Genomic DNA, 21,687 nt, shown 5'->3' with positions numbered 1-21,687 from the left:
GATACACCCCGCTTTTCATCTGAGGGGAATCCCATGACTGATGTGCATACCTCCATGAGCGGCCGGCTTGCCGCAGAAGCGACCCGGGACTTGGAATACCTGTCCGGTTTCGGAAACCAGCATGTCACCGAAGCCGTGCCGGGCGCCCTGCCGAAGGGTCGGAACAGTCCGCAACGGGCGCCGCACGGCCTCTACGCCGAGCAGCTGAGTGGCACCGCCTTCACCGCGCCCCGGCGGGACAACCGGCGCACCTGGGTGTACCGGATCCGTCCCTCGGCGAACCACTCGAAATTCCGCCGGGCCGATCCCGGCGCGATCCTGGCCAGCCCGATCGCGAACCAGCTCCCCGAACCCAACCGGCTGCGCTGGGACCCCCTTCCGTTCGGGGCCGGCAGCAAGACGTTCGTCGAGTCGTTGTTCACGATCGGCGGCACGGGTGATGTCCGGACGCAGGAGGGTGTGGCGATCCACGTCTACCTCGCGACGGCCTCGATGGACCGCGAGTACTTCGTGAACAGCGACGGCGAGCTGCTTCTCGTCCCGCAGGAGGGGCACCTGCGCATCCCGACCGAACTCGGAGTCCTGGAGGTCGGTCCGGGGGAGATAGCGGTGCTCCCGCGTGGCATCCGATTCAAGGTGGAGCTCCCGGACGGCCGCGCGCGCGGATACGTCCTCGAGAACTACGGTCACCTGCTGACACTTCCGGAGCTCGGCCCGATCGGAGCCAACGGCCTGGTCAACCACCGTGACGTGCTCACCCCGGTCGCCGCCTTCGAGGACAGGGAGGAGCACGTGGTCGTCCACCAGAAGTATCTGGGCAACATGTGGACGGCCGACTACGACCACTCGCCACTCGATGTGGTCGGCTGGCACGGCAACTACGCGCCCTACAAGTACGACCTACGCAACTTCATGGTCATCGGCACCATTTCGTTCGACCACCCGGACCCGTCGATCTACACCGTGCTGACCTCGCAGAGCGCCGTGTCCGGCACGGCGAACGCGGACTTCGTGATCTTCCCGCCACGATGGCTGGTGGGTGAGAACACCTTCCGCCCGCCGTGGTACCACCGCAACGTCATGAGCGAGTTCATGGGCCTGGTGTACGGGGTCTACGACGCGAAGGCCGAGGGCTTCGTCCCGGGCGGCGCCAGTCTGCACAACTGCTTCACCTCGCACGGGCCGGACCGCACCACGTACGAGCAGGCCAGCACTGCGGAACTGGCGCCTCGCAAGGTCGACGAGACCCTCGCCTTCATGTTCGAGACCCGCCTGCCCCTCATCGTGTCCGAACAGGCGATGGCCGCGGCCCAGCTCCAGCCGGACTACGACGACGTATGGAACGGGATCGAGCGCCACTTCGGCGGCTGATGTCCTCCCCGAACCCGACCAGCAGAAACGAAAGGGCCCGATGACCACTGAAGGTGAAGCCGACACCCGCTCGGCCGACGACCGCGACGCCGTGGCATCCGGCGTCGACTTTGGACAGCGCACGCTTCCCTACGGCGTCTTCCGGGCGCCCGGCCTCGCACCGAGGGTCGGCGTCGCGGTCGGGGACCTGGTGCTCGACCTCTCCCGGCTCATCGACTCCCCGGAGGAGTTCGAGCAGCCCAGCCTCAACGCCTTCATGGCTACGGGCCACCGCCGTTGGCAGGAAGTGCGGGCCGCGGTGGAGTCAAGGGTCGAGGCGGGAGTGTCGCTCGGCCAGGACGGTGTCCATCGGATCGCGGATGTCGACGTACTGATGCCGATCGAGGTCGCGGACTTCGTGGACTTCTTCTCCGGCATCGAGCACGCGACCAACGCCGGACACGTGCTGCGTCCCGGTGAGGACCCCCTCAAGCCGAACTACCGCCACCTCCCCGTGGGTTACCACGGTCGTGCCGGCACCGTGATCCCCTCCGGAGTGGACGTGGTCCGCCCCCGAGGACAGGTCCGGGCCGGAGACGAGGTCGTCCTGCGGGAGAGCGCCCGCCTCGACTTCGAGGCGGAACTGGGCTATGTCGTCGGAGTGCCATCGACCCAGGGCACTCCCGTCTCCGCGGAGAGATTCCGCGATCACGTGTTCGGGGTCGTCGTCCTCGTCGACTGGAGCGCCCGCGACATCCAGGCGTGGGAGTACCAGCCGTTGGGCCCGTTCCTCGGGAAGTCGTTCGCGACGACGATCAGTCCCTGGGTGCTCCCGCTCGACGCCCTGGACGAAGCCTGGGTGGACGGCCCGGTGCAGGAGCCGCCGGTGCTGCCGTACTTGCGTGCGCCGGAGCCCCGAAACCCCTCGATCGCGCTCGAGATCGAAATCCAGGGGCAACTCCTCAGTCGCGTCGAGGCGGCAGGTCTCTACTGGTCGCCGGCGCAGCAGCTGGCGCACATGACCAGGAACGGCGCCTCCCTGAGGACCGGCGACCTGTACGGCACCGGGACCATCTCGTCGTTCGACGAGTCGGCCATGGGATCGCTGCTGGAACTCTCCTGGGGCGGCAGCCGGAAGGTCCAGCTCGGGGACTCGGGCGCCCGCACCTTTCTTGAGGACGGCGACACGGTCGTCCTCAGAGGCTATGTCGCAGGTGACAGGCGACGTGCGTTCGGCGAAGCACGCGCGACCGTCGTCGGTGCCGGGGAAGAGTAACTGTGACGCTACGGAGATGTGCCCGGTGCCGCTGATCACGGTGTTGTACACGCCCGATCTCGACGGCCTCCTCGACGTCGGAAGACTTGTCGACGTGCTGCATGAGACCGCTCTCGGCCTGGACTGCTTCCCTCCGTACGGAATTCGGACCATGGCCTCCCGGGCCGAGGCCTCGCGGATCGGGGACAGCCCGGGCCGCGCCTATGTGCAGGTGAACGTGCGCTCGGCGCCCGGTCGATCGGACGACGCGAAGGAGCACATCGTGGGCAGTCTGTTCGCCGCACTCACGGCAGAGCTGTCCAAGGTGTCGCACCCCGCTCTGCGCTACCAACTGGAGCTGTCGGAGTTCGACACGCGAACCACACGGGCGGGCGGTGCCGAGTGAGGCCCCCTACCGATCGAGCGGCGGCGCCCGGCAGACGCCTGTACGGGTGCGGGAACACGTCGACCCGGCCAGTCCTGTGAAGACGTGGCTCACCGGGCGTCCGGTCGGTGAGCTCGACGGGCTGTGACGCTCCCGGAATCAGCGGCCGCACACCTTGCGGTACGGGGCGTCGGGCACGTAAGTGTGCCACTGGGCCCGGGTCAGGGCGGTGTCGCCGGTGCGGGCGCAGATGCGGGTGACCGCTTGGGCGGGGTCGACGGTGTACCGCTGGAGCGGGACGTGCGTGCCGGACGCGTGGACCGTGGTGCTGTCGGGGCTGAGGGCCAGGGCGGTGATCGCGTCGCCGGGGGTGGTCAGCGGGCCGCCGAGGGGCTGTTGGGTGGCGATGTCCCACAGCTGGAGTGTGCCGGCGTCGCCGCCGACCGCCAGGGTGCGGCCGTCGGGGCTGAAGGCGAGCGCGCTGACTGCCTCGGCGGTGGCGCCGGACGGAGTGGGGAAGATGTTGCGCAGCACGCCCGCGCGGTGTTTCAGGGCGCCGTCCCACAGTGTGACCCGCCCTGTCCGGTCGCCCGCCGCGAGCCGGGAGCCGTCGGGGGCGAAGGCGAGGGCACCGATCTCGTCGTCCTGGACGAGGTCCTGGGCGCGGGCCGTACCGGAGGGCAGGCGCACAGCGCGATCGGTGCCGACGAGCAGCCGTCCGTCGGGGCGGACGGCCAACTCGGGGCCGGGCGCGTCCGGGTACACCGCGATCCGCCGGTGCCGCGCGGTGTCCCACACCTCGTCGCTCAGCTCGCCGATGCCGGATGTGCGCACGGCATACAGGGAGCGGCCACCGGGTCCCAGGGCCAGCGTGGCCACTGCTCCGCCGGACGACGGTGTGGCCAGGTCGAATGTGGTCCGGGCGCGGCTGCGGGCCACGTCCCAGAGGGCGACGCGTTGCGGTACGGCGAGGCGGCCTGGCGCGGAGACGGCGTAGGCGAGCGTGCCGCCCTCGGGGCTGAACGCCATCAGGGCCAGGGTGTCCTGCACGACGACCGGCCGGGCGGAGTCACGCGAGACGGGCAGGGGCACCGGTGGCAGTGTCCGCAGCACGTGTCCGTCGCGGGTGTCCCGCAGTTGGAAGTGATAACTGGCACCGGAGCGTTCGGCGGTGGCGAGGATACGGCCGTCCGGGTTGAGCGCTACCGCCTTCAGGGGGTCGTCGCGCCATGCGGAGGTGACGGAGTCGCCAAGGTCCAGCGTGTGGACGGTGCCGCCTTCGAGGTAGCGCAGCACCGGCCGTTGGGGGTCCCAGGCGAGGCCGCCGCAGAGGCGCTCGTTGTCCAACGGGTGACGGAACACCGGGGCGGGGGTGCTTGTCGTGGCGGACGTGAGGCGCCACGCCCTGATCTCGCGGCCGTCGGCGGTCGCCAGGAAGCTCCCGTCCTCGCTGAAGGCGAGGCTCTGCACGCCCGGGTCCGCGAGGTCGGCGATCAGCCGTCCTGATGCGGCGTCCCAGACGTGGACGCCGTCGGCGGAGACCACGGCGAACCGGTCGGCACCGGCGCCCGGGCCGCCGAACATCAGCATCGAGTTGTCGTCGCAGCGGGCGCCCGCGTTCTCCCAGGCGCCGGGCAGGTGGCGATGGTGGGCGGTGTCCCAGACCTGCGGTGCGCGGTGGGAAGGGCAGACGGTCAGCAGTCGGGCGTCGGCGCTCGGTGCGATATTCGCGAGGCCGGCCGCCCGTGTCTCGAACAGCGGCGTGCCGTCTGCGGCCGAACGCAGTCGCACTCGGTCATCGTCTGGGCTGCTCACCGCGTAACCGCGGCCGTCGGGGCCGAAGTCCACGGTGTCGTCGGCCGGCAGGGCCGCCCCCATCCATTGCCCGGTGGACGTGTCCCACAGCCGTGCGCTGTCGACGGTGACGATCAGGAGCAGTCGCCCGTCGGGGTCGGCCGCGACCACGGTGCCGTCCGGCAGTCGGCCCGAGGAGAGCCGTCGGCGGGTGGCCACGTCCCAGGTACGCCAGATGCCGTGGGCGGCACTGAGCAACGTACGGCCCGAGCGGGTGAGGAAGCGGGCGGGGCTGCTTCCGGGCGCAGGGTCGGTGAAGGTGTCCGTCTCGGGCTGGGCGAGGGCGCCGAGCAGGGCACGACGGGTCTCCGGCAGCTCGGCGACGCGCCAGGCGGCGACGCCCAGCAGTTGGGCGGTGCGCGGGTCGGTGGTGCGCAGGGCGTCCGCGACCTCGGCGACCCGGCGGGCCGCCGCCTCGGTACGCTGCCGCTCGCTGTCCCGATCCAGGTGCCAGGCGGTGAGGCAGGCGAACAGCGCCACGGTCAGTACGGCCGAGAGCGTGGCGAGCAGCGCGCGGGACCGTCGCGCGGAACGGGCGCTCGCGCGAAGCTCCGCATCACGGGCGTCCAGCGCGGCAGTGAGGAAGGCCCGTTCCGCCGCCGTGAGCAGGCCGTCGTCCTCCGCGAACAGTTCCTCCGCGCGGGCCAGCCGGGTGCTGTACAGGGCGCCGGGGTCGTGTTCCAGCCCGGCGCGGGCGGCCTCGGCCAGGGCCCGGTGGTGGCGCAGGCGTTCGCGATTCTCCTCGATCCAGGCGTGCAGCCGGGGCCAGCAGGTGATCAGCGCCTCGTGGGCGAGCTGAACGCCGTCCTCGTCGGTGGTCAGCAGCCGGGCGCGGGTGAACCGGTCGACGACCAACGGCACGTTGGGGTCGGCGCACTCCTCCATTTCGGCCCGGTTGAGCGGGCGCCGGGTGTCGGAGGTGCCTTGGCCGGGCTCGACCATCCGCAGCAGCAGGTTCCGGGCGGTGCGGGCCTGCCCAGGTGACAGCTGTTCGAACACCTCCTCCGCGGTTGCCGCGATCGCGCCCTGCATCTCGCCGGCGGCCTGGTAGGCGGCGAGGGTCAGTATCCGGCCCCGGCGTCGCCGCCAGGTTTCGAGGAGGGCGTGCGAGAGCATCGGCAGGCCGCCCGGCTCGTCGAGCACCTCCTCGACGATCCGCGCGGTCAGTTCCCGCTCGACCAGCAGTCCGACCGCCTGCGCTGGTTTCACGACCGCCTCGCGCAGCTCGTCCGCCGTCATCGGGCCGACCAGGAGGCCCGCGCCGCGCAGGGCGTCCGCGAGATCGCGGTGCTCGGCGCAGCGGGCGTAGAAGTCGGCGCGTACGGCGATCAGCACCCGCACCCGGCTGTCCGGGTCGCGGGCGGCGAGCAGCAGGTCGATGAAGCGGTTCCGCTCCTCCGGGTCCCGGCACAGGGTGAAGACCTCCTCGAACTGGTCCACCACCACCCAGCTGTCCGGCTCGCCCGCGGCCGGGGCCAGCAGGTGACCGTACGCAGTGGCGGGCTGTGGACCAGGGGTGAGGATACGCAGCGCCGCTGGGCAGCCCAAGTCCCGGATTCGCTCCCGCAGTCGGGGGATCAGCCCAGCCCGCAGCAGCGAGGACTTGCCACTGCCGGACGCTCCGAACACGACCGCGAACCGGTGTTCGCACAGCAGCTCCTGCAATTCCTCCGTCAGCCGGTCCCGGCCGAAGAAGAGTTCGCGGTCGCCCGGTTCGAAGCGGGCAAGTCCGCGGTAGGGCGGCGTCGTGTCCTCGGCGCCCTGACGCGCTTCCTCCGACGCGGCGGTCTCGGCCTCCTTCCAACGCGGCTCCCATTCGCCCGGATCGCCTCCGCAGGCGCGTACGTATCCCTGGACGACTGCGAGCGACGGCAGGTGTGTGCCGGACGCTGCCTTGGACAACGTTGCCGTCGAGAAATCCGCAGCGCCCGACATGGTCCGGTACGACGGGCTGCCCGCGGCGCGTCGCAACTCCCGTAGTTCGTGGGCGAGGCGTTGCACCGGGCCGGCCGTCGGATCCAGAGGTCGTTCGGGACGTGCCACGGTCTCGCCCACTTCCGTACAGGTACCGCAGAGCGGTGAAAGCTCTGCCCAAGGCTGACAAACATATGTTTCCTGCCGCTCAGGAGGCACTGTTCTCCTCCGAAATGTGGCGTTGGTGACAGCCGTGGAACGGACCACGCACCGACCCGGCGGCACCGCACGGGATTGTTTCCCCTGATCAAAGGGAGTGAGTAACAACGTGCGCGCTGCCAGCCTCGGTCGCGTCGGCCCGGACCCCCGGAGCCTCGGCACACCAAGTACTTGGAGAACAGCGCATGCTCCCTACCGCCTTCAAGGCGCTCCCCGCAGAGGGGACAGCCCAGCCGCCGCGTCCGCCCGGGCGCCGCACTCGCAGGGTCACCGGCGGATCGATCGTGGCCACGGTCATCCTGTCGATCTTCGCCACCCTGCTCGGCCCGCTGGGCGCACTGCAGAGCGCGAGCGCCGCGACCGGCGCGAACGTCACCTGGCGGATCAGCAGTGAGCCCGCCGACGCCAAGACCGGCTACGTCGGCATGCTCAACGGCATCAGGCAGGCGATCAGCGCCGGCCGGGTCCGCGCAGCGAACGGCGGCCCCGCCGTCGACGTCACCGACGGCAGCGGGGCCAACCAGTTCATCTCCGTCGACCTGCACGCCGAGGACAGGCCCGAGTTCATCCGGGTGTTCTTGCGCCGGTCGGACTCCTACGTCATGGGATGGCGGCCGGGCACCGAGAACGGCCCCGGTGATGTGGACTGGGGCAACTCCCAGTTCTTCACGCTGGACCCCGACGTGAACCTGCCGGATGCCGCCCGGACGGGTGCCGGCGCGAACGTGAACACGCGGTTCGAGGGACTGGCGAACTACAGCGACCTGCAGCAGCAGGGCGCCACCCGCGACGGCATGCAGATCACTCCCGCCAGCCTCAACAACGCCGTGCTGAACCTCTCGGACGCCACCAACGCCGAGACCAGGTCCGCGGCGCAGGCGATCCTCCAGGTGATCGTGGCGGTCGCCGAAGGCTCCCGGTTCCGGAACCAAGCGGGTCAGACCGCGACGGCGTTCGGCAACGGGCAGGCGTTCACCGTCACGCCGCAATTCATGGCGCAGCAGAACAACTGGGCCAACATGAGCAGGGCGCTCCTGGTCGCGGTCTTCGCGGGCGTCGTCGTCCTCGCGGCTCCCATCGAGGTCGGAGCCGTCACCTTCGGGACCGTCGCGGCCCTCGCGGCCGCGCTCATGACGGCCCACCACTCGGACCAGACCAAGGGCAGGCACCTTACCGAGGAGGCCGATGACGAGTCGCTGTACGTCCAGCCCGACGGCCTCGGCGACTACCCGACCATCCAGGCCGCGATCGACGCCGCTCCCACTGACGGGGTCCAGCGCGTCCTCTACCTCGCGGAGGGCACCTACCACGAGACGATCACCGTCCCGGCGAGCAAGCGCAACCTGATGATCAAGGGGGAGACCGGCGACGCCGACGATGTCGTCATCACCGCCGACCGGGCCCACGGGATGCTCAAGCCCGACGGCACGAAGTACGGCACCGAGGGCAGCGCCGTGGCCACCTTCAAGGCGCCCGGCGTCACGGTCGCGAACGTCACGATCCAGAACACGTTCGACCCCAAGGACCACCCGGACATCAGCTCGTTCGAGACCCAGGCCGTCGCGGTGGCCGCCGAGGGCGACCGGCAGGTCTTCACCCAGGACCGGATCATCAGCCGCCAGGACACCGTCCTCGCCAAGTCGCCGGTCCCCACCGCCGAGAACCGGCAGTATTTCGTCGGCAGCTACATCGAGGGCTCGATCGACTTCATCTTCGGCAACGCCACCGCGGTGATCGACCGTTGCGACATAGCCATGGCCAACTGGGTCGGCGGCACGGTGCTGGCGCCGAACACCGACGAGAGCAAGAAGTACGGGATCCTGATCACCGACAGCACGATCTACACCAACGGTGTGCCGGCGAACACGATGTACCTCGGTCGGCCCTGGCACAACACGGCGACCGCCTCGCCCCAGGCGGTGGTCCGCGACACCGTGGTGAACTCGGGCGTCACCGCCGCGCACCCCTGGACCGACATGACCACCGACTACTCCTGGCAGTCCGCCCGGTTCAAGGAGTACAACAACTCCGGTCCCGGAGCCGGGACTGGGGCGAACGCCCCGCAGATGACGGACTCCGAGGCCGCCGACTACACCGCCCAGAAGTACCTGGCCGGCACCGACGACTGGAACCCGGTCTACTGACCGAAGCCGAGGCGACGGGCGCGCTGCCCACCGGCGGTGTCCCCGTCCTCGCGGCGAGGTGAGAAACCGCAGCGGGCCCAGGACGGCACGACCGTCCTGGGCCCGCCTGTCGTCCACCGACAGTTTCCGTACCCCGCAGCTGCCTCTCACCAACGGCACACCATTGGTGAGAGGCGCGCACATTCGGCTCGTGCGCGCCATTCGTGGTCCCGGTGCCGCACCTCCTTGTTTCTTTGAGGTGTACGGTGGTATACGTAAAAGGAACGCCGTCCTGGACGCCTGGGGCTGGGGGTGACTTTTGGCACCGTGGTAGCCCCGAAGGTGGTCGTCCACGCGAGGCGACGCCACTGCGGCCGTACCAGGACGTGCTCGACGACCCGTTGCACGTCTTCGACACCCCGAGCCTTCCACTGCGACAACCGGCAGGCCATGGGGACGGACGACTGCCCCTGCAGCACTCGGACGCGTCTCGGCTGCCGGCTGAACGTGCTCACCGACCTGATCGTTGTCCGAGACACCCGAGCACCGGAGGCCGATGTGTACGTCTTGGTTGAGAACGGGCTGGCGGAACTCCGCCGGCCCGGCGACGTCAGGTCGTTGAAGGTTGTCATTGCCGCTGACGGCGGCCGAAGCGCGCTCGACGATGCGCTTCGCGCGGCCGGGCTGGGGCGTTACGACGCTTCCGCGGGCGTTGCCTGGTTGTCCATCGAGGCGCTTGGAGCGCGTGCCGTCCGGGCGCGGGGCGGCTGCACTGAGACGGACTTCAGAACCATGATCGACTTCGCCGGACAGCACGGATGGGTGGCGGACACCGACGTCCGCGCACACGTCGAGTCCTCTCTCCCCGACAGCGGCGATCCGGCCGCACCAGAACACTGACAGACGCGATACGAAGGAGGTGGCCCATGGTCACCCAGAAAGCCGGTGCTCAAGCGCCGCAGTCCGGACCGGCCGAATTCCTCAAGGCCGATCCCGAGCAGCAGTCGAAGTGGTGGCGCGCGGTTCTGGGGGGATACCCGACCGGTGTCGCGATCATCTCGGCCGTCGATGAAAGCGGACAGCCGCAAGGGATAGTCGTCGGGACCTTCGGCTCGGTCTCGATGGATCCGCCCTTGGTCAGCTTCATGCCGATGCGCACGTCGCGGGCCTACGGGGCTGTGAGGAACGCCACCCGGTTCCGTGTCAGCGTGCTCGGCGCGGGCCACGAGGAACTGTGCCGGTCCTTCTCCAGCGCGCCTCCCGAGAACCGGTTCGAAGTCGGGAACTGGGAGCTCGACGCCAGGGGTATCCCCTTCCTCAAGGACGCGGTGATCTGGTTCGACTGCATCCGGTCGTCCACGATGCCGGCAGGCGATCACGACATCGTCATCGGCGAGGTCCAGGATCTCGGCTTCGGCGAGGGAGCGGCCGGCATGCCGCTGCTGTTCCTGAAGGGTGGGTACGGGTCCTTCACCATCCCCCGGCTGGAGTTCGACGCCCAGCACCTCGGCTTGCACCTGCGCGTCGCCGACCAGATGCGGGAGGCGGTGCAGAGGCTGGCCGAAGAGCTCGACGTGGTCGTCACCCTCTGCACGCTGGCCCAGGACTCGGTGGTGGTGCTGGCGGCGGCCAATCTGCAGGCGCTGCCCGGACTGCCGCCCAGCGTAGGAGCGACCTGTCCGTTCGCCCCGCCTGTGGGGGCGGTCTTCGTCGCCTGGAACGAGGGCGCCCGCGCGGCCGTGTGGCGCCGGGCGGGGCGTGCCATGGGGTGCGTCGATGACGAGATCCTGACCTCGATGCTGACGCGGGTGCGGGAACGCGGCTACGCCATCAGCGTCGGGCCGACCATGGCCGACAGGTTCGAGTACATCGTGGCCGATCCGGCGAAGGAGGACGCGGCGCTTCAGGCGTTGTGGGACGCCGCCGCGCGCGAGTACGCGCAGCTTGGCGAAGCCGCCGACTGGTCGAATCACGTGAGCTCGATCCAGGTTCCGATCTTCGGGCCGAACGGTGAACCGGACCTCGCGCTCGCGGTCAGCGGGATTCCCCTTGGACTCGGTCCCGCCGAGCTGGAGGCGATGGCGGCGCGCTGCAAGGAGGTTGCTCGCGAGCTCATGGCCTTCATCGACGGGCGTGTACCGATCGGTCACTAGTCGCGCGGCGTTCCGCGAGTCGGCTTTCTCGGGCTCCGGCAGCGTGAATCCCGGAGGGATGTCGAAACGGGCGGTGGCGCCTCCGGATGGTGACGCCACCGCCCGTCGTATTCGCGCTGAGCCTCAGCCGTGCTGTGCGCTCGTCCCGGCCCCGGTGAGCCGCCGCTCGCTCCGTTCCCGTGCCTGGCAGGGGTCCAGGGGAGGGCATTTCCGACCAGGGGCGTCTACTTTACAAATACGAGCGTCGTCACATAAGATTACGCTGATGATGGGCTCCGTGTAGCGCCGCTCCTGCCGTGTGTTCCCTCGGCTGCATGGACCCGTTCGAAGGCGGCGGGCTCGTGCTCTGGACGAGCCCGTTTTCTTGATGGTTCGTCAATTTCCCTGCAGCGATTGACCTTTAGGAAGAGGAGCCATGGACAAGTCTGCTCTGTCCCACTGGTGGCGCAAGATGGAGCTCCGCAACGGCGGCCCGATTCTTCCGCGCGCACCGCTGGACGGCGACCGCGAGGCCGACGTAGTGATCGTCGGCGCGGGCTACACCGGTCTGTGGATCGCGCTGGAACTGTTGCGCGAGGCGCCGGAGACGGATGTTGTCGTCCTGGACGCCAAAGTCGCCGGCTACGGTGCGTCCGGCCGCAACGGCGGTGCCGTCATCGCACAGCTGAACGGCTCCCGTGATTACTGGGTACGACGCGGGGGAGGGCCCGACGGGGCCATTCGCATGGAACGCGCCGTGCAGGGCGCGGTCGAGGAGGTCGGAGCCGCGGTCGAACGCGAAGGCATCGACTGCGGATACGGCAAGAACGGCGTCCTGATGGTGGCGCGTACCCCACTTGAGCAGCACCGGTTCCGTCAGGGCATCGAGGAGGACCGCGCGTACGGATTCGGTCCCGAGGACTCCCGCTACCTGGACCGGGACGAGGTCAACGAGCGAATCAACGTTGCCGGCGCGCTGGGGGCCCGCTTCAGCGCGCACTGTGCCAGCGTCGACGGAGGAGCACTGGCCCGGGGCCTGGCCGAGGCCGTGGAGAAGCACGGCGGTGCCGTCTACGAAGGCACCCCGGTGTTCCGTATCAGCCCGCACAAGGCAGTCACCGCCTCCGGGACCGTGCACGCGAAGTACGTGATCCGGGCCACCGAGGCATACACCGAGTCGATGGATGGACAGCACGGGCAGATCGTGCCCGTCCACACATCCATGCTGGCGACCGAGGTCCTGGACGATGCGATCATCGAGCAGCTCCGGTGGAACGGGCACGAAGCGCTACTGGCCGAACACCCGTTCCTGCACCTCCAGTTCACCGCGGACAACCGCATCACGATCGGCGGCGACGACCCGCAGATTCCCTACCGCTGGCGATCGGCCCCGAATCCCGATGCTCCGGCCTCACCGAAGGCGTACGAGCACTACCGCCGCGAACTGGTCAAGCTGTTCCCCTGCCTCGAAGGCGTACAGATCGCCGACTCCTGGCAAGGCGTCTTCGGTACGAACCGTAACTGGGCGCCGAGCGTCGGCCTGAACGTCGCGACCGGAATGGGTCATGCCGGCGGCTACGTCGGTGAGGGCCTGGCCGCAGCCAACCTCGCCGGCCGGACCATGCGTGACCTGATCCTCGGACGGGACAGCGAACTGACCGGGCTGCCGTGGACCAACGTGACCGCGCGCCGCTGGGAACCCGAGCCGTTGCGCTGGATCGGGGCCGGGCTCATCTGGGCGGCTCGGGCCGTCGGCGATCGCAACGAGGTCCGCACGGGCAAGTCCTCGACGCTCGTCGGTCTGGCCAACCGCGCGGCCGGTTTCACCGGGCACCTCGGATGACGGGGTCCGTCCGGCAGGAACCCGGCGCGCAGCCTCAACGGGATTCACCGACTCGGCCGGCAGGTGAAAGAGGTGGACGGCATGGATGACGTACGAAGCGGAGGCCTCGGGGTGCTGCCGCTGCACGGCAAGGTCGCCGTGGTGACCGGTGGCAGCAGCGGGATCGGGGCTGCCACCGTGCGTCGACTGGCTGAGCACGGCGCATCGGTGGTGGTCGGCTTCCACCGTGGGCGCGATCGCGCCGAGGAACTGGTCGAGAAACTGGCCGGCTCAGGGCACAGTTGCGTTTCCCTGCCGATCGATGACTCGGCCCGGCTGGCCGAGGTCGCCCGGCTCGTCGAGCGTGACTACGGCCGGTGCGACGTCCTCGTCAACTCGGCCGGATGGACGCAGAAGGTGCCGCACGCGGATCTCGGCGCTCTTACGGACACGCTGTTCGATTCCTTGATGCGGGTCAACGTCCGCGGCCCCTTCGCCGCCGTCCGTGCCTTCGCCCCTCTCCTCAGGAACACGGGGGACGGAATCGTGGTCAACGTGTCCTCGATCTCCGGCACCACGGCGTCCGGCAGCAACATCGCCTACTGCGCGGCGAAGGCCGCGCTGGACAACCTCACCCAGTCGCTCGCCCGAGTCCTGGCACCCGAGGTCCGGGTCGTCGGGGTGGCGCCGGCCGCCGTCGACACTGGCTTCGTCCCCGGCCGCGACCGGCAAGCGGTGCTCGACCAGGCGAGCGCCACCCCATTGCGGGTCGTCGTCGACCCGGACGACGTGGCCGTGGCCATCGTGGGCGCCGTGACGTACTTCCGCGTCTCCACGGGCACCACCTTCGTCGTGGACGGGGGGAAGCATCTGTGAACTCACCACGGTGTCGGCGGCTTTCCGGGTCCTTGTCCGTGGGGCCCGCGTAGCCGCGATGCCGTCGGCCGGACGAGCGGTAAGAACGCCACTCCACCTTGTGTCGGCCAGACGGCGGTCTTCGGCGGAACTTGCCCAGGCCACGAAGCGGCCGATACTGGCATCAGGCGCCGCACGCACCTGCACACCCGCATTCGGGGCGACGAACAGTTCGCCCAGTAGAGCTTCGCTCGGCTCAGTTCCGCCCCGGGACAGCGAAATGGCGTTCCCACTGAGGCCGGGCCGTCGCGGCCATCGCCTCGTTGGCCATGTCTCTCCCTCGAAGATCACCGCTCCCGCACCGCTGGCCTGGGCCTCTTTCACGGCGGCTGTCAGCCGTGCGGAGCGGGCGAGTTCGTCGGGGCGGGGGAGAACACATCGCTGATCACGGGGATGTGGGAGGGGTGGATCGCCATCATGCCCGTGCAGCCGAGGGAGCGGTTCTGTTCGGCGAAGGTGCGCAGCCTGTCCAGATCGCCGATGTGTGTCCACAGTCCGGCAACCGGATGGGGCATGCCCGCCGCTCGTACGTCGAGCAGGACACGGGAGCGCAGCGGCATGGGTCTCGGTCTGCTGCGGGCTCCAGCGGTAGCCGACGGCACGCTCGACATCGCCCATTACCTTCTTCGTAGAGCCCGACTTGGGCTCGTGGCCTCCGGGGCCGGTGACTCGTTTGCCCCTGTCCCTGATGATCCGGGGGTGCTGTCGCCGGTTCTGACGGCACTGGATGGCGAGCCCGTTCGATCTGGCAGGCGTCCCCCTGGCTGAAGGTGATCCTGCTCGGTGGTCCGCAGGAGCCGGGCCGCGCCGCAGGCTCCACGCTGCTGGGGCTGATCACCTGGTCCGAGCAGCGGGGCTCCTCTGGATTGTGCACCTCGGAGCCCCGTCGCATCGCTCATGGCGGTGGCCTCGCCGGGCCCGGTGATCACCGGCAGGGGCGGTGACGGTGCGTACCGGTGGGAGGGGACGGGCCGGCGGTACTTCCGGACGCGCGAGTCTCCGTGATCCATGCGAGCATCGGTCCAGGTCAGCGGCCGACGTGCCTTGAGGTGCGCGCCCAGTTCTGTGACCGGTCCCCGACTTCCCCCACGCGAAACGGACGGGTGATTCCTATGAGCCGCAGGTTTCGTATGACGCTGCCGGTCGCTGTGGCGGGGCTTGCCCTCGGCAGTGCGGCCGCTCCCTCCGCGACGGCCGCCGTCGAACCCGCTGGGAAAGCGCCGCGCTCGAGCGGGCTCACAGGCCAGGAGAAGAAGAACGAGAAGTCCGCGATCGCGGTACTGGACGTCGCCTTCAACAAGAAGGACCCGAAACGGGCCACCGAGAAGTACATCAGCGCCAAGACCTACATTCAGCACAACCCGGACTTCGCCGATGGCCGTGATGCCTTCGTCGCCGCAGTCACCTCCTACGTCAAGAAGAACCCGGACAGCTCGTCGAAGGTCGTGCGGACTGTCACTCAGGGAGACCTCGTTCTCGTACACGGCCTGTCCAAGGCCAACAAGAAAGATCGCGGCACGGTCGCGGCCGACATTTTCCGCTTCGACAACAAGGGAAAGATCGTCGAGCACTGGGACGTCCTTCAGCCCGTCGCCAAGACCAGTAAGAACGGCAATCCTCAGGTCTGAGCAGTCACGTGCCTGGCGGTGTGCTCCACGAGGGACTGGTGGTAGCCGCCGTCGACCCAGGCCATGTGGACGGCAGTATGAGACGGCCATGGAGCCGATGATGTGGACGCCGCCCTTCTCCCGTTTCGCGAAGTGCGAACCGTGGGCATGCGCCGCCTCATGGTTGCGCTGGCGGCGCCGCCGGCCTCAAGACCGCGTGCGGCGAGGATCGGGGCGGCATCCCACATCTCTGCAAGGCGGAGTCAGTCGCCCAACGCGAGGTTCTCCGTCTCTTCCCCAGCGAGGTCACTCACCTTGACTGGAACCATGTCCCCCAGCCGACGAGATCACCCCCGGCGAGCGGACCGGTACCTTCCGGACCGGGGGCGTCAGAGGAGATTCGGTCGCCTGCTGGACCTGCTCGAACGTCACGCCGGGGGCGAGTTCGCGCAGGACTAGGCCGTCGTCGGTGACGTCGATGACGGCCAGGTCGGTGATGATCCGGTCGACGACCGCGCGGCCGGTGAGCGGCAGGGTGCATGTCTGGACGATTTTGGGGTCGCCGTCCCGGGTGGTGTGCTCCATGACGACGATGACCCGCCGGGCGCCGTGGACGAGGTCCATGGCACCGCCCATCCCTTTGACCATCCTGCCGGGGACCATCCAGTTGGCCAGGTCGCCGTCGGTGGAGACCTGCATGGCTCCCAGGAGCGCGACGTCGATGTGGCCTCCGCGGATCATGCCGAAACTCAGGGCGGAGTCGAAGAACGTGGCGCCAGGACGGACCGTCACCGTTTCCTTGCCGGCGTTGATCAGGTCGGGGTCCTCTTCTCCCTCGTACGGGTAGGGGCCGACGCCGAGGATGCCGTTCTCGGAGTGGAGGACGACCTCCACGTCGTCGGGCAGGTGGCTGGGCACCAGGGTGGGCAGGCCGATGCCGAGGTTGACGTAGTCGCCGGGGCGTAGTTCCCGGGCGGCACGAGCGGCGAGCTGATCGCGGGTGAGGCTCATGCGGGCACCTCTCCGGGTCGGGGGCGGATGGTGCGGCGCTCGACGCTCTTGGCAGCCGGCCCGTGCAGGGGCAGGACGTGGTCGACGAAGATGCCGGGGGTGTGAATGTGGGCGGGGTCCAGTTCTCCCGGCTCGACCAGCTCTTCGACCTGGGCGATGGTGACCCTGGCCGCCATCGCGCACAGGGGGTTGAAGTTCTGCGCCGAGGACGCGTACACGAGGTTGCCGTGCCGGTCGCCCCGTAGGGCGTGCACCAAGGCGACGTCGGCGGTGATGGCCTCTTCCAGGATGTGGTCCCGGCCTCCGAAGGCGCGCACCTCCTTGGGTGGCGAGGCGATGGCGACCGTGCCGTCGGGGTGGTGGCGCCAGGGCAGGCCGCCGTCGGCGAGCGGGGTGCCCACACCGGCGGGGGTGTAGAAGGCGGGGATGCCGCAGCCACCGGCGCGCAGTTTCTCCGCGAGGGTGCCCTGGGGGATGAGTTCGACCTCCAGCTCGCCGGTGAGGTACTGGCGGGCGAACTCCTTGTTCTCGCCGACGTAGGAGGCGGTGACGCGGGAGATCCGGCGGTCGCGCAGCAGGATGCCCAGGCCCCAGTCGTCCACGCCGCAGTTGTTGGACACCACACGCAGGTCGTCCACGCCCGTGGCGTGCAGGGCCTGGATCAGGGACATGGGGGTGCCGCAGAGGCCGAAGCCGCCGACGGCGAGCGTCGCTCCAGGGCGCATCGCGGCCAGCACCTGTGTGGCGCTGTCGATAGTTTTGTCGAGACGCAAGCTTCCTCCAGAAGTGCGCAGGAACGTGTCGGTCATTGGTCCGAGGCCGTCGCGGCGGTCTGGACGGCGGCGCGGATGCGTTCGGCGCTGTCCACCTCGTGGGCCAGCAGCAGGGTGAGGCGGCTCAGGTAGAGCAGCGCCCCCTCTTCGCCTGCCGCGGTCATCCGGTGGCAGATCTCGGAGTAGATCTCGTCCTGCTCTTCGGCGTTCACCGCGCGTCCCTTCCGAGGCCTCGTCCGGCGGTCATGGCGTCCACCCAGGCCCGGATCTCGCCGGGGCGCGGGTGCTGTCGGCGGGCGTACACGTGCCCGTCCGGCCGGATCAGGTAGACGGTGCCCGGCTGGGCCCCGTAGAGAGGGAACATGCGCCCGGTGTGGTCGTGGGCCGCTGTCCGTGTCGGCGCGGCGGAGACCACGGCCGTGGCCAGCGGCACCGGTCCGGTGGACAGCGCGTCCAGTTCTGCCCGCAGGTCCGGAGCGAGTTCACCGTCGGCGGTGAAGGCGAGCACGGTGATCCGGGGGCCCAGCAGGTCTGTGAGATGTCCCGCCTTGCCACCCGTGAGGGTGAGCGGACACTCGGGCAGCACCTCGCCCGCAGCCGGACCCGGACCGCCGACCGAAGGGTCGGCAGGCCCCGTGAACCCGCAGTCCTCGTACGAGATCGGCTGGGTCTGCCGGGGGTTGATCAGGGAGGAGGCCCAGGTGTGCCCTTCGACGGCCAGGCCGAGTACGGCCGTGCGCATCGTGTCGAACGCGAAGGACGGAGGCGCCATGAACTCGGTGCTCTTGGAGGCGTACCGGATGTTCTCCCGGGCCGCGTGCACGCGCTCCACCGAGTAGGTGTCCAGCAGTTCGACCGGCGACCGGCCGGCGGCGACGAACGCCAGTTTCCAGGCGAGGTTGTGGGTGTCGTCGATGGCGGAGTTCATGCCCCGGACCCCGAAGATCGGGACCAGGTGCGCGGCGTCGCCGGCGAACAGGACGCGGCCGTGCCGGTAGGAGTCCAGCGTGAGGGCGTTGGCTTTGTAGAGCGAGATCCACACCGGTTCGACGTCGTCGGGTTCGCCGATCATCCGCAGGTGGCTGCGCACCCGCGGCATCACGTTCTCCGGCCTGACCGCCTCCTCCGGGTCCTCGCCCGGCAGGAGTTGGTAGTCCAGGCGCCAGATGTCGTCGGGCTGACAGTGCATGAGGAGGGTGGAGCCGGGGTTGGACGGCGGGTCGAACCAGGCGTAGCGCAGCGCGGGCCGGTCGGTCTTCAGCTCGACGTCGACGATGACGTACCGGCCCTCGTACGCGGTGCCTGTAAGGCGCAGGCCGAGCTGCTCGCGCACGGTGCTGCGGGCGCCGTCACAGCCCACCAGCCAGTCGGCGGCCATCGTGTAGGTGTCGCCGTCGTCGGTGCGCACCTCCAGCTCGACCCCGTCCGGGTCCTGCCGCAGGGCCTCGACGCGGCTGCCCCAGCGGATCTCGACCAGGCCGTCGCCGTACCGGTCGATGGCGTCGAGCAGGTACTGCTCGGCGTAGCACTGCTGGAGGTTGATCATCGGCGGGAACTTCTGGTTCTCGTCGTGCGGCATCGCGAACCGCAGCACCTCGGTGTCGCCGTAGTAACTGACGCCACCGTTCCAGGCCAGGCCCTTGGCGAGGTAGGTGTCCACTGCGCCGAGCTGGTCCATGATCTCCAGCGTGCGCCGCGACAGGCACGCGGCCCGGCTGCCGGCGCAGACGGTGCGGTCGGACTCCAGCACCACCGACGGCACTCCGTACCGGGCCAGCCCCAGGGCCAGGGCCAGGCCGGTGGGGCCGCCCCCGGCGATGACGGTGCGGCGGCGCACCGGATCCCACCCGCCGGTCAGGTCCGGGGTGGTGACGGGGTGGGTGACGTAGTCGAAGTACACGGGTGTGGGCCTTTCCTGCGTTCGCCTCGGGACATCGTCGACCGTCCCGTTCGCGCCCGGTGTCGTTGATGGTGCGGTACGGCGGTCATGGCCTCACGTTGTCCAGCCAGGCCAGGAGCGTGTCCACCATGAGGGCGGTGAGCTCCGGCTGGTCGACCAGGTAGTGCTTGCCGCCCTTGATGGGGGTGAGCGCCTTGCGGTCGTGTGGCACCGCGTCGTACAGGGCCCGGGCGTGGGAGGGGAAGCAGCCCTGGTCGGCGGTGCCGTACACGACGTGCACGGGGGCGTCGACGGTGCGCAGCCTGGCCGGGCCGTCGCCGTGGGAACGGCTCAGGGACCATTGGGAGAGCCATGAGCGTAGGGTCGTGTAGTGCCCGAGCGCGGCCGGCTGGAAGTTCGCGTTCCACGCGTCACCCCACAGCGTCCCCGGCTCGCGGTCGGACGGGTCCAGCGACAGGTCCAGGAACCGGGGGTCCGCGCAGACGCCGTGCACCAGGAACGGCATGTCCGCGATCCCGCGCTCGCCCAGTTCGGCCAGCTTCTTCTCGGCCCAGGCGGTGATCGCCTCGCTGCGTGCGACTTGCGCCGCGCGGTAGCGGCGCAGGAACTCCGGTGTGTACGGCGGTCCGTTCCGGGCGTCGAACATGTCCAGGTCGGGATCGCGGTCGAAGGGGTCCTGTTCGCTGCGGACGGCGGGGTCCAGCCACTCGGCGAGCAACTGGGCCCGGCCGGGGTGGGCCATCGCGAGGACGAGCGCGTCGGCGGCGGGCAGGTCGGCCCGAGTCAGGTCGGGTCCTCCGTCGGCCGGCGCGGCAGTGATCGTGGGGTCTTCGGCCTGGTTCTGGTAGAGCGAGGCGAGGCCCCCGCCTCCGGAGTTGCCGAACAGCACGATCCGCTCGTAGCCCTCCTCCCGCAGATGCCGGACGACCGAGCCGACGTCGACGACGCAGTTCTCCAGCAACAGAGCCGTGTCATTGCCGATGTACCGGGTGGTCATGCCGATCGCGTCAACGCCCGCCCGGGCGAAGGCGCCCAGCGCGTAGTGACCGAGGAAGTTGGAAGAGGGGTGGACGGCGATCACCGCGGTGCGGGCGATTCCGCCCGGCCGTGCCCGATGCCGGGTGCACCACAGCACCCCAGCCATCCGGGCCACCCCGGAGTAGATCTCGTTCGCGGAGGCGGGGGTGCGCATCGGCACCGCCAGCAGCTCACGATCGATGCTCATCGCCGGACCCGCCAGGTGCTCAGATAGTCGGCGTCCGCGCAGTCGATGGCGGCCGAGCCCAGACGCAGCGGCCGGTAGGTGTCGAGCATGACCGCGGTCTCCTCGGTCCGCTGGACGCCGAGCCCGGCCTCGACGCTGCCGGGGTGCGGGCCATGGATGAAGCCGGCGGGGTGCAGGGACACCGAACCCTGGGCGATGCCGGTGCCCTTGCGGCTCATGAAGCTGCCCTCGGCGTAGAACAGCACCTCGTCGGAGTCGACATTGGCGTGGAACGGCGGGACGGCCACCGCGTCGGGGTGGTAGTCGAACAGCCGGGGCACGAAGGAACAGATCACGAAACCCGGCCCTTCGAAGGTCTGGTGCACCGGCGGCGGCCGGTGCAGGGAGCCGGTGACCGGCGAGAAGTCGGCGATGTTGAACGCGTACGGATAAAGACAGCCGAACCAGCCCACCACGTCGAACGGATGGGTCGCGTGCACATAGCGCGTGACGCCGTCCCGATTGCGCACCAGGACCTCGACATCGGTGCCCTCGGCGAGCAGCGGACCCTCGGGTCGCCGCAGGTCGATCTCGCAGTAAGGGGCGGTCTCCAGGAACTGGCCGGCCTGCGAGAGGTAGCGCTTGGGCGGCCCGACGTGTCCGGACGCTTCGAAGACCACGGCGTGCAGTGTGTCGCCGTCGGCCGGCACCCAGCGATGGGTGGTGCCGGTGGGCACGATCACGTAGTCGCCCTTGCCGACCTCCAGGGTGCCGAACACCGACTCGAGCCGTCCCGATCCCGCCTCGATGTAGACCAGCTCGGCGCCGGTGGCATTGCGGTAGAGCGGCGAGGGCGCGTCGGCGACGGCGTACGCCATGACCACGTCGTCATTGCCCAGCAGCACATGCCGGTCGCGGACCAGGTCACCCTTGCCCGCGAGGCCGTGCGGGCGCAGGTGCCACGGCTTGAGGGGGAAGTTCGTCGCCAGCTGAGGCCGGGCGCCCTCGACCGCCTCCACCGTGACCACGTCGGTCGGCGCCTCCCGGTGGTACAGGAGCGAGGAATCCGAAACGAAGCCCTCCTCGCCCATCAGCTCCTCGCGGTAGAGGACCCCGTCGGGCCGGTGGAACCGGGTGTGGCGGGTGCGGGGCGTCTCGCCCAGGCGCATGAAGTAAGGCACGTGATCCAACTCTCGGCTCTGGTTCGTTAAACGAACGCATGA

General features: G+C 69.6%; 17 protein-coding genes. 9 read left to right on the top strand and 8 right to left on the bottom strand.

Features of this window, described 5'->3' with window-relative positions; all coding sequences use genetic code 11:
* Positions 1–54 precede the first annotated feature (54 nt).
* The 3 genes from hmgA to ABZ725_RS37560 are packed head-to-tail and all read left to right on the top strand — an operon-like array spanning position 55 to position 3,011.
* Positions 55–1,371 (top strand): homogentisate 1,2-dioxygenase, encoded by a 1,317-nt coding sequence (hmgA, locus tag ABZ725_RS37570; protein ID WP_358807037.1) that lies wholly within the window; start codon positions 55–57, stop codon positions 1,369–1,371.
* A 40-nt stretch (positions 1,372–1,411) separates the two neighbouring features.
* Complete coding sequence (locus ABZ725_RS37565; protein WP_358806887.1) at positions 1,412–2,626, top strand: fumarylacetoacetate hydrolase family protein; 1,215 nt, start codon at positions 1,412–1,414, stop codon at positions 2,624–2,626.
* Positions 2,627–2,651: 25 nt separating this feature from the next.
* Positions 2,652–3,011 carry a hypothetical protein gene (locus tag ABZ725_RS37560; RefSeq protein ID WP_358806886.1) on the top strand — a complete coding sequence of 120 codons (360 nt, stop codon included), beginning with the start codon at positions 2,652–2,654 and terminating at the stop codon, positions 3,009–3,011.
* Between the two features lie 138 nt (positions 3,012–3,149).
* Here the strand turns inward: ABZ725_RS37560 and ABZ725_RS37555 are convergent, their stop codons facing one another.
* The gene (locus tag ABZ725_RS37555; RefSeq protein ID WP_358806885.1) at positions 3,150–6,887 is read right to left on the bottom strand and encodes a hypothetical protein; all 3,738 of its coding nucleotides are present in this window, start codon (positions 6,885–6,887) and stop codon (positions 3,150–3,152) included.
* Positions 6,888–7,261: 374 nt separating this feature from the next.
* Between ABZ725_RS37555 and ABZ725_RS37550 the strand changes: the two genes are divergently transcribed.
* From ABZ725_RS37550 to ABZ725_RS37530, 5 genes are all read left to right on the top strand, one after another.
* Complete coding sequence (locus ABZ725_RS37550; RefSeq protein ID WP_358806884.1) at positions 7,262–9,121, top strand: pectinesterase family protein; 1,860 nt, start codon at positions 7,262–7,264, stop codon at positions 9,119–9,121.
* Between the two features lie 486 nt (positions 9,122–9,607).
* The gene (locus ABZ725_RS37545; protein WP_358806883.1) at positions 9,608–10,000 is read left to right on the top strand and encodes a hypothetical protein; all 393 of its coding nucleotides are present in this window, start codon (positions 9,608–9,610) and stop codon (positions 9,998–10,000) included.
* A 26-nt stretch (positions 10,001–10,026) separates the two neighbouring features.
* Positions 10,027–11,253 (top strand): flavin reductase, encoded by a 1,227-nt coding sequence (locus ABZ725_RS37540; protein ID WP_358806882.1) that lies wholly within the window; start codon positions 10,027–10,029, stop codon positions 11,251–11,253.
* 415 nt (positions 11,254–11,668) lie between these two features.
* Complete coding sequence (locus tag ABZ725_RS37535) at positions 11,669–13,075, top strand: FAD-dependent oxidoreductase (RefSeq protein ID WP_358806881.1); 1,407 nt, start codon at positions 11,669–11,671, stop codon at positions 13,073–13,075.
* 81 nt (positions 13,076–13,156) lie between these two features.
* A complete protein-coding gene (locus ABZ725_RS37530) occupies positions 13,157–13,930 on the top strand; it encodes an SDR family oxidoreductase (RefSeq protein WP_358806880.1) in 774 nt (257 codons plus the stop codon).
* Positions 13,931–14,301: 371 nt separating this feature from the next.
* Here the strand turns inward: ABZ725_RS37530 and ABZ725_RS37525 are convergent, their stop codons facing one another.
* Positions 14,302–14,529: a hypothetical protein gene (locus ABZ725_RS37525; RefSeq protein ID WP_358806879.1), complete on the bottom strand. Its 228-nt coding sequence runs from the start codon at positions 14,527–14,529 to the stop codon at positions 14,302–14,304.
* Positions 14,530–15,099: 570 nt separating this feature from the next.
* On the opposite strand from ABZ725_RS37525, the gene ABZ725_RS37520 reads away from it, so the two are divergent.
* Positions 15,100–15,597 carry a nuclear transport factor 2 family protein gene (locus ABZ725_RS37520; protein ID WP_358806878.1) on the top strand — a complete coding sequence of 166 codons (498 nt, stop codon included), beginning with the start codon at positions 15,100–15,102 and terminating at the stop codon, positions 15,595–15,597.
* 285 nt (positions 15,598–15,882) lie between these two features.
* Here the strand turns inward: ABZ725_RS37520 and ABZ725_RS37515 are convergent, their stop codons facing one another.
* The 6 genes from ABZ725_RS37515 to ABZ725_RS37490 form a co-directional block, all read right to left on the bottom strand.
* On the bottom strand, positions 15,883–16,587 hold the full coding sequence (locus tag ABZ725_RS37515) for a CoA transferase subunit B (RefSeq protein WP_358806877.1): 705 nt from the start codon (positions 16,585–16,587) through the stop codon (positions 15,883–15,885).
* Positions 16,584–17,360 carry a CoA transferase subunit A gene (locus tag ABZ725_RS37510; protein ID WP_358806876.1) on the bottom strand — a complete coding sequence of 259 codons (777 nt, stop codon included), beginning with the start codon at positions 17,358–17,360 and terminating at the stop codon, positions 16,584–16,586. Before ABZ725_RS37510 ends, ABZ725_RS37515 begins: the two co-directional genes overlap by 4 nt.
* Positions 17,361–17,392: 32 nt before the next feature.
* A complete protein-coding gene (locus tag ABZ725_RS37505; RefSeq protein WP_358806875.1) occupies positions 17,393–17,572 on the bottom strand; it encodes a hypothetical protein in 180 nt (59 codons plus the stop codon).
* Positions 17,569–19,260 carry an FAD-dependent monooxygenase gene (locus tag ABZ725_RS37500; protein ID WP_358806874.1) on the bottom strand — a complete coding sequence of 564 codons (1,692 nt, stop codon included), beginning with the start codon at positions 19,258–19,260 and terminating at the stop codon, positions 17,569–17,571. Before ABZ725_RS37500 ends, ABZ725_RS37505 begins: the two co-directional genes overlap by 4 nt.
* 85 nt (positions 19,261–19,345) lie before the next feature.
* Complete coding sequence (locus ABZ725_RS37495) at positions 19,346–20,485, bottom strand: alpha/beta hydrolase (RefSeq protein WP_358806873.1); 1,140 nt, start codon at positions 20,483–20,485, stop codon at positions 19,346–19,348.
* Entirely contained in the window at positions 20,482–21,645 is a 1,164-nt protein-coding gene (locus ABZ725_RS37490; protein WP_358806872.1) for a homogentisate 1,2-dioxygenase, read from the bottom strand. Before ABZ725_RS37490 ends, ABZ725_RS37495 begins: the two co-directional genes overlap by 4 nt.
* Positions 21,646–21,687: the final 42 nt, after the last annotated feature.

Source organism: Streptomyces sp. NPDC006872 (assembly GCF_040635845.1).
In the GTDB taxonomy this organism is placed as follows: domain Bacteria; phylum Actinomycetota; class Actinomycetes; order Streptomycetales; family Streptomycetaceae; genus Streptomyces.
This window is presented reverse-complemented; position numbering and strand designations above follow the sequence as displayed.

Coding starts and splice junctions, on each gene's coding strand:
- hmgA (WP_358807037.1), top strand. CDS start 55: ATGAGCGGCCGGCTTGCCGCAGAAGCGACCCGGGACTTGGAATACCTG.
- ABZ725_RS37565 (WP_358806887.1), top strand. CDS start 1,412: ATGACCACTGAAGGTGAAGCCGACACCCGCTCGGCCGACGACCGCGAC.
- ABZ725_RS37540 (WP_358806882.1), top strand. CDS start 10,027: ATGGTCACCCAGAAAGCCGGTGCTCAAGCGCCGCAGTCCGGACCGGCC.
- ABZ725_RS37535 (WP_358806881.1), top strand. CDS start 11,669: ATGGACAAGTCTGCTCTGTCCCACTGGTGGCGCAAGATGGAGCTCCGC.
- ABZ725_RS37530 (WP_358806880.1), top strand. CDS start 13,157: ATGGATGACGTACGAAGCGGAGGCCTCGGGGTGCTGCCGCTGCACGGC.
- ABZ725_RS37525 (WP_358806879.1), bottom strand. CDS start 14,529: ATGCCGCTGCGCTCCCGTGTCCTGCTCGACGTACGAGCGGCGGGCATG.
- ABZ725_RS37520 (WP_358806878.1), top strand. CDS start 15,100: ATGACGCTGCCGGTCGCTGTGGCGGGGCTTGCCCTCGGCAGTGCGGCC.
- ABZ725_RS37515 (WP_358806877.1), bottom strand. CDS start 16,587: ATGAGCCTCACCCGCGATCAGCTCGCCGCTCGTGCCGCCCGGGAACTA.
- ABZ725_RS37495 (WP_358806873.1), bottom strand. CDS start 20,485: ATGAGCATCGATCGTGAGCTGCTGGCGGTGCCGATGCGCACCCCCGCC.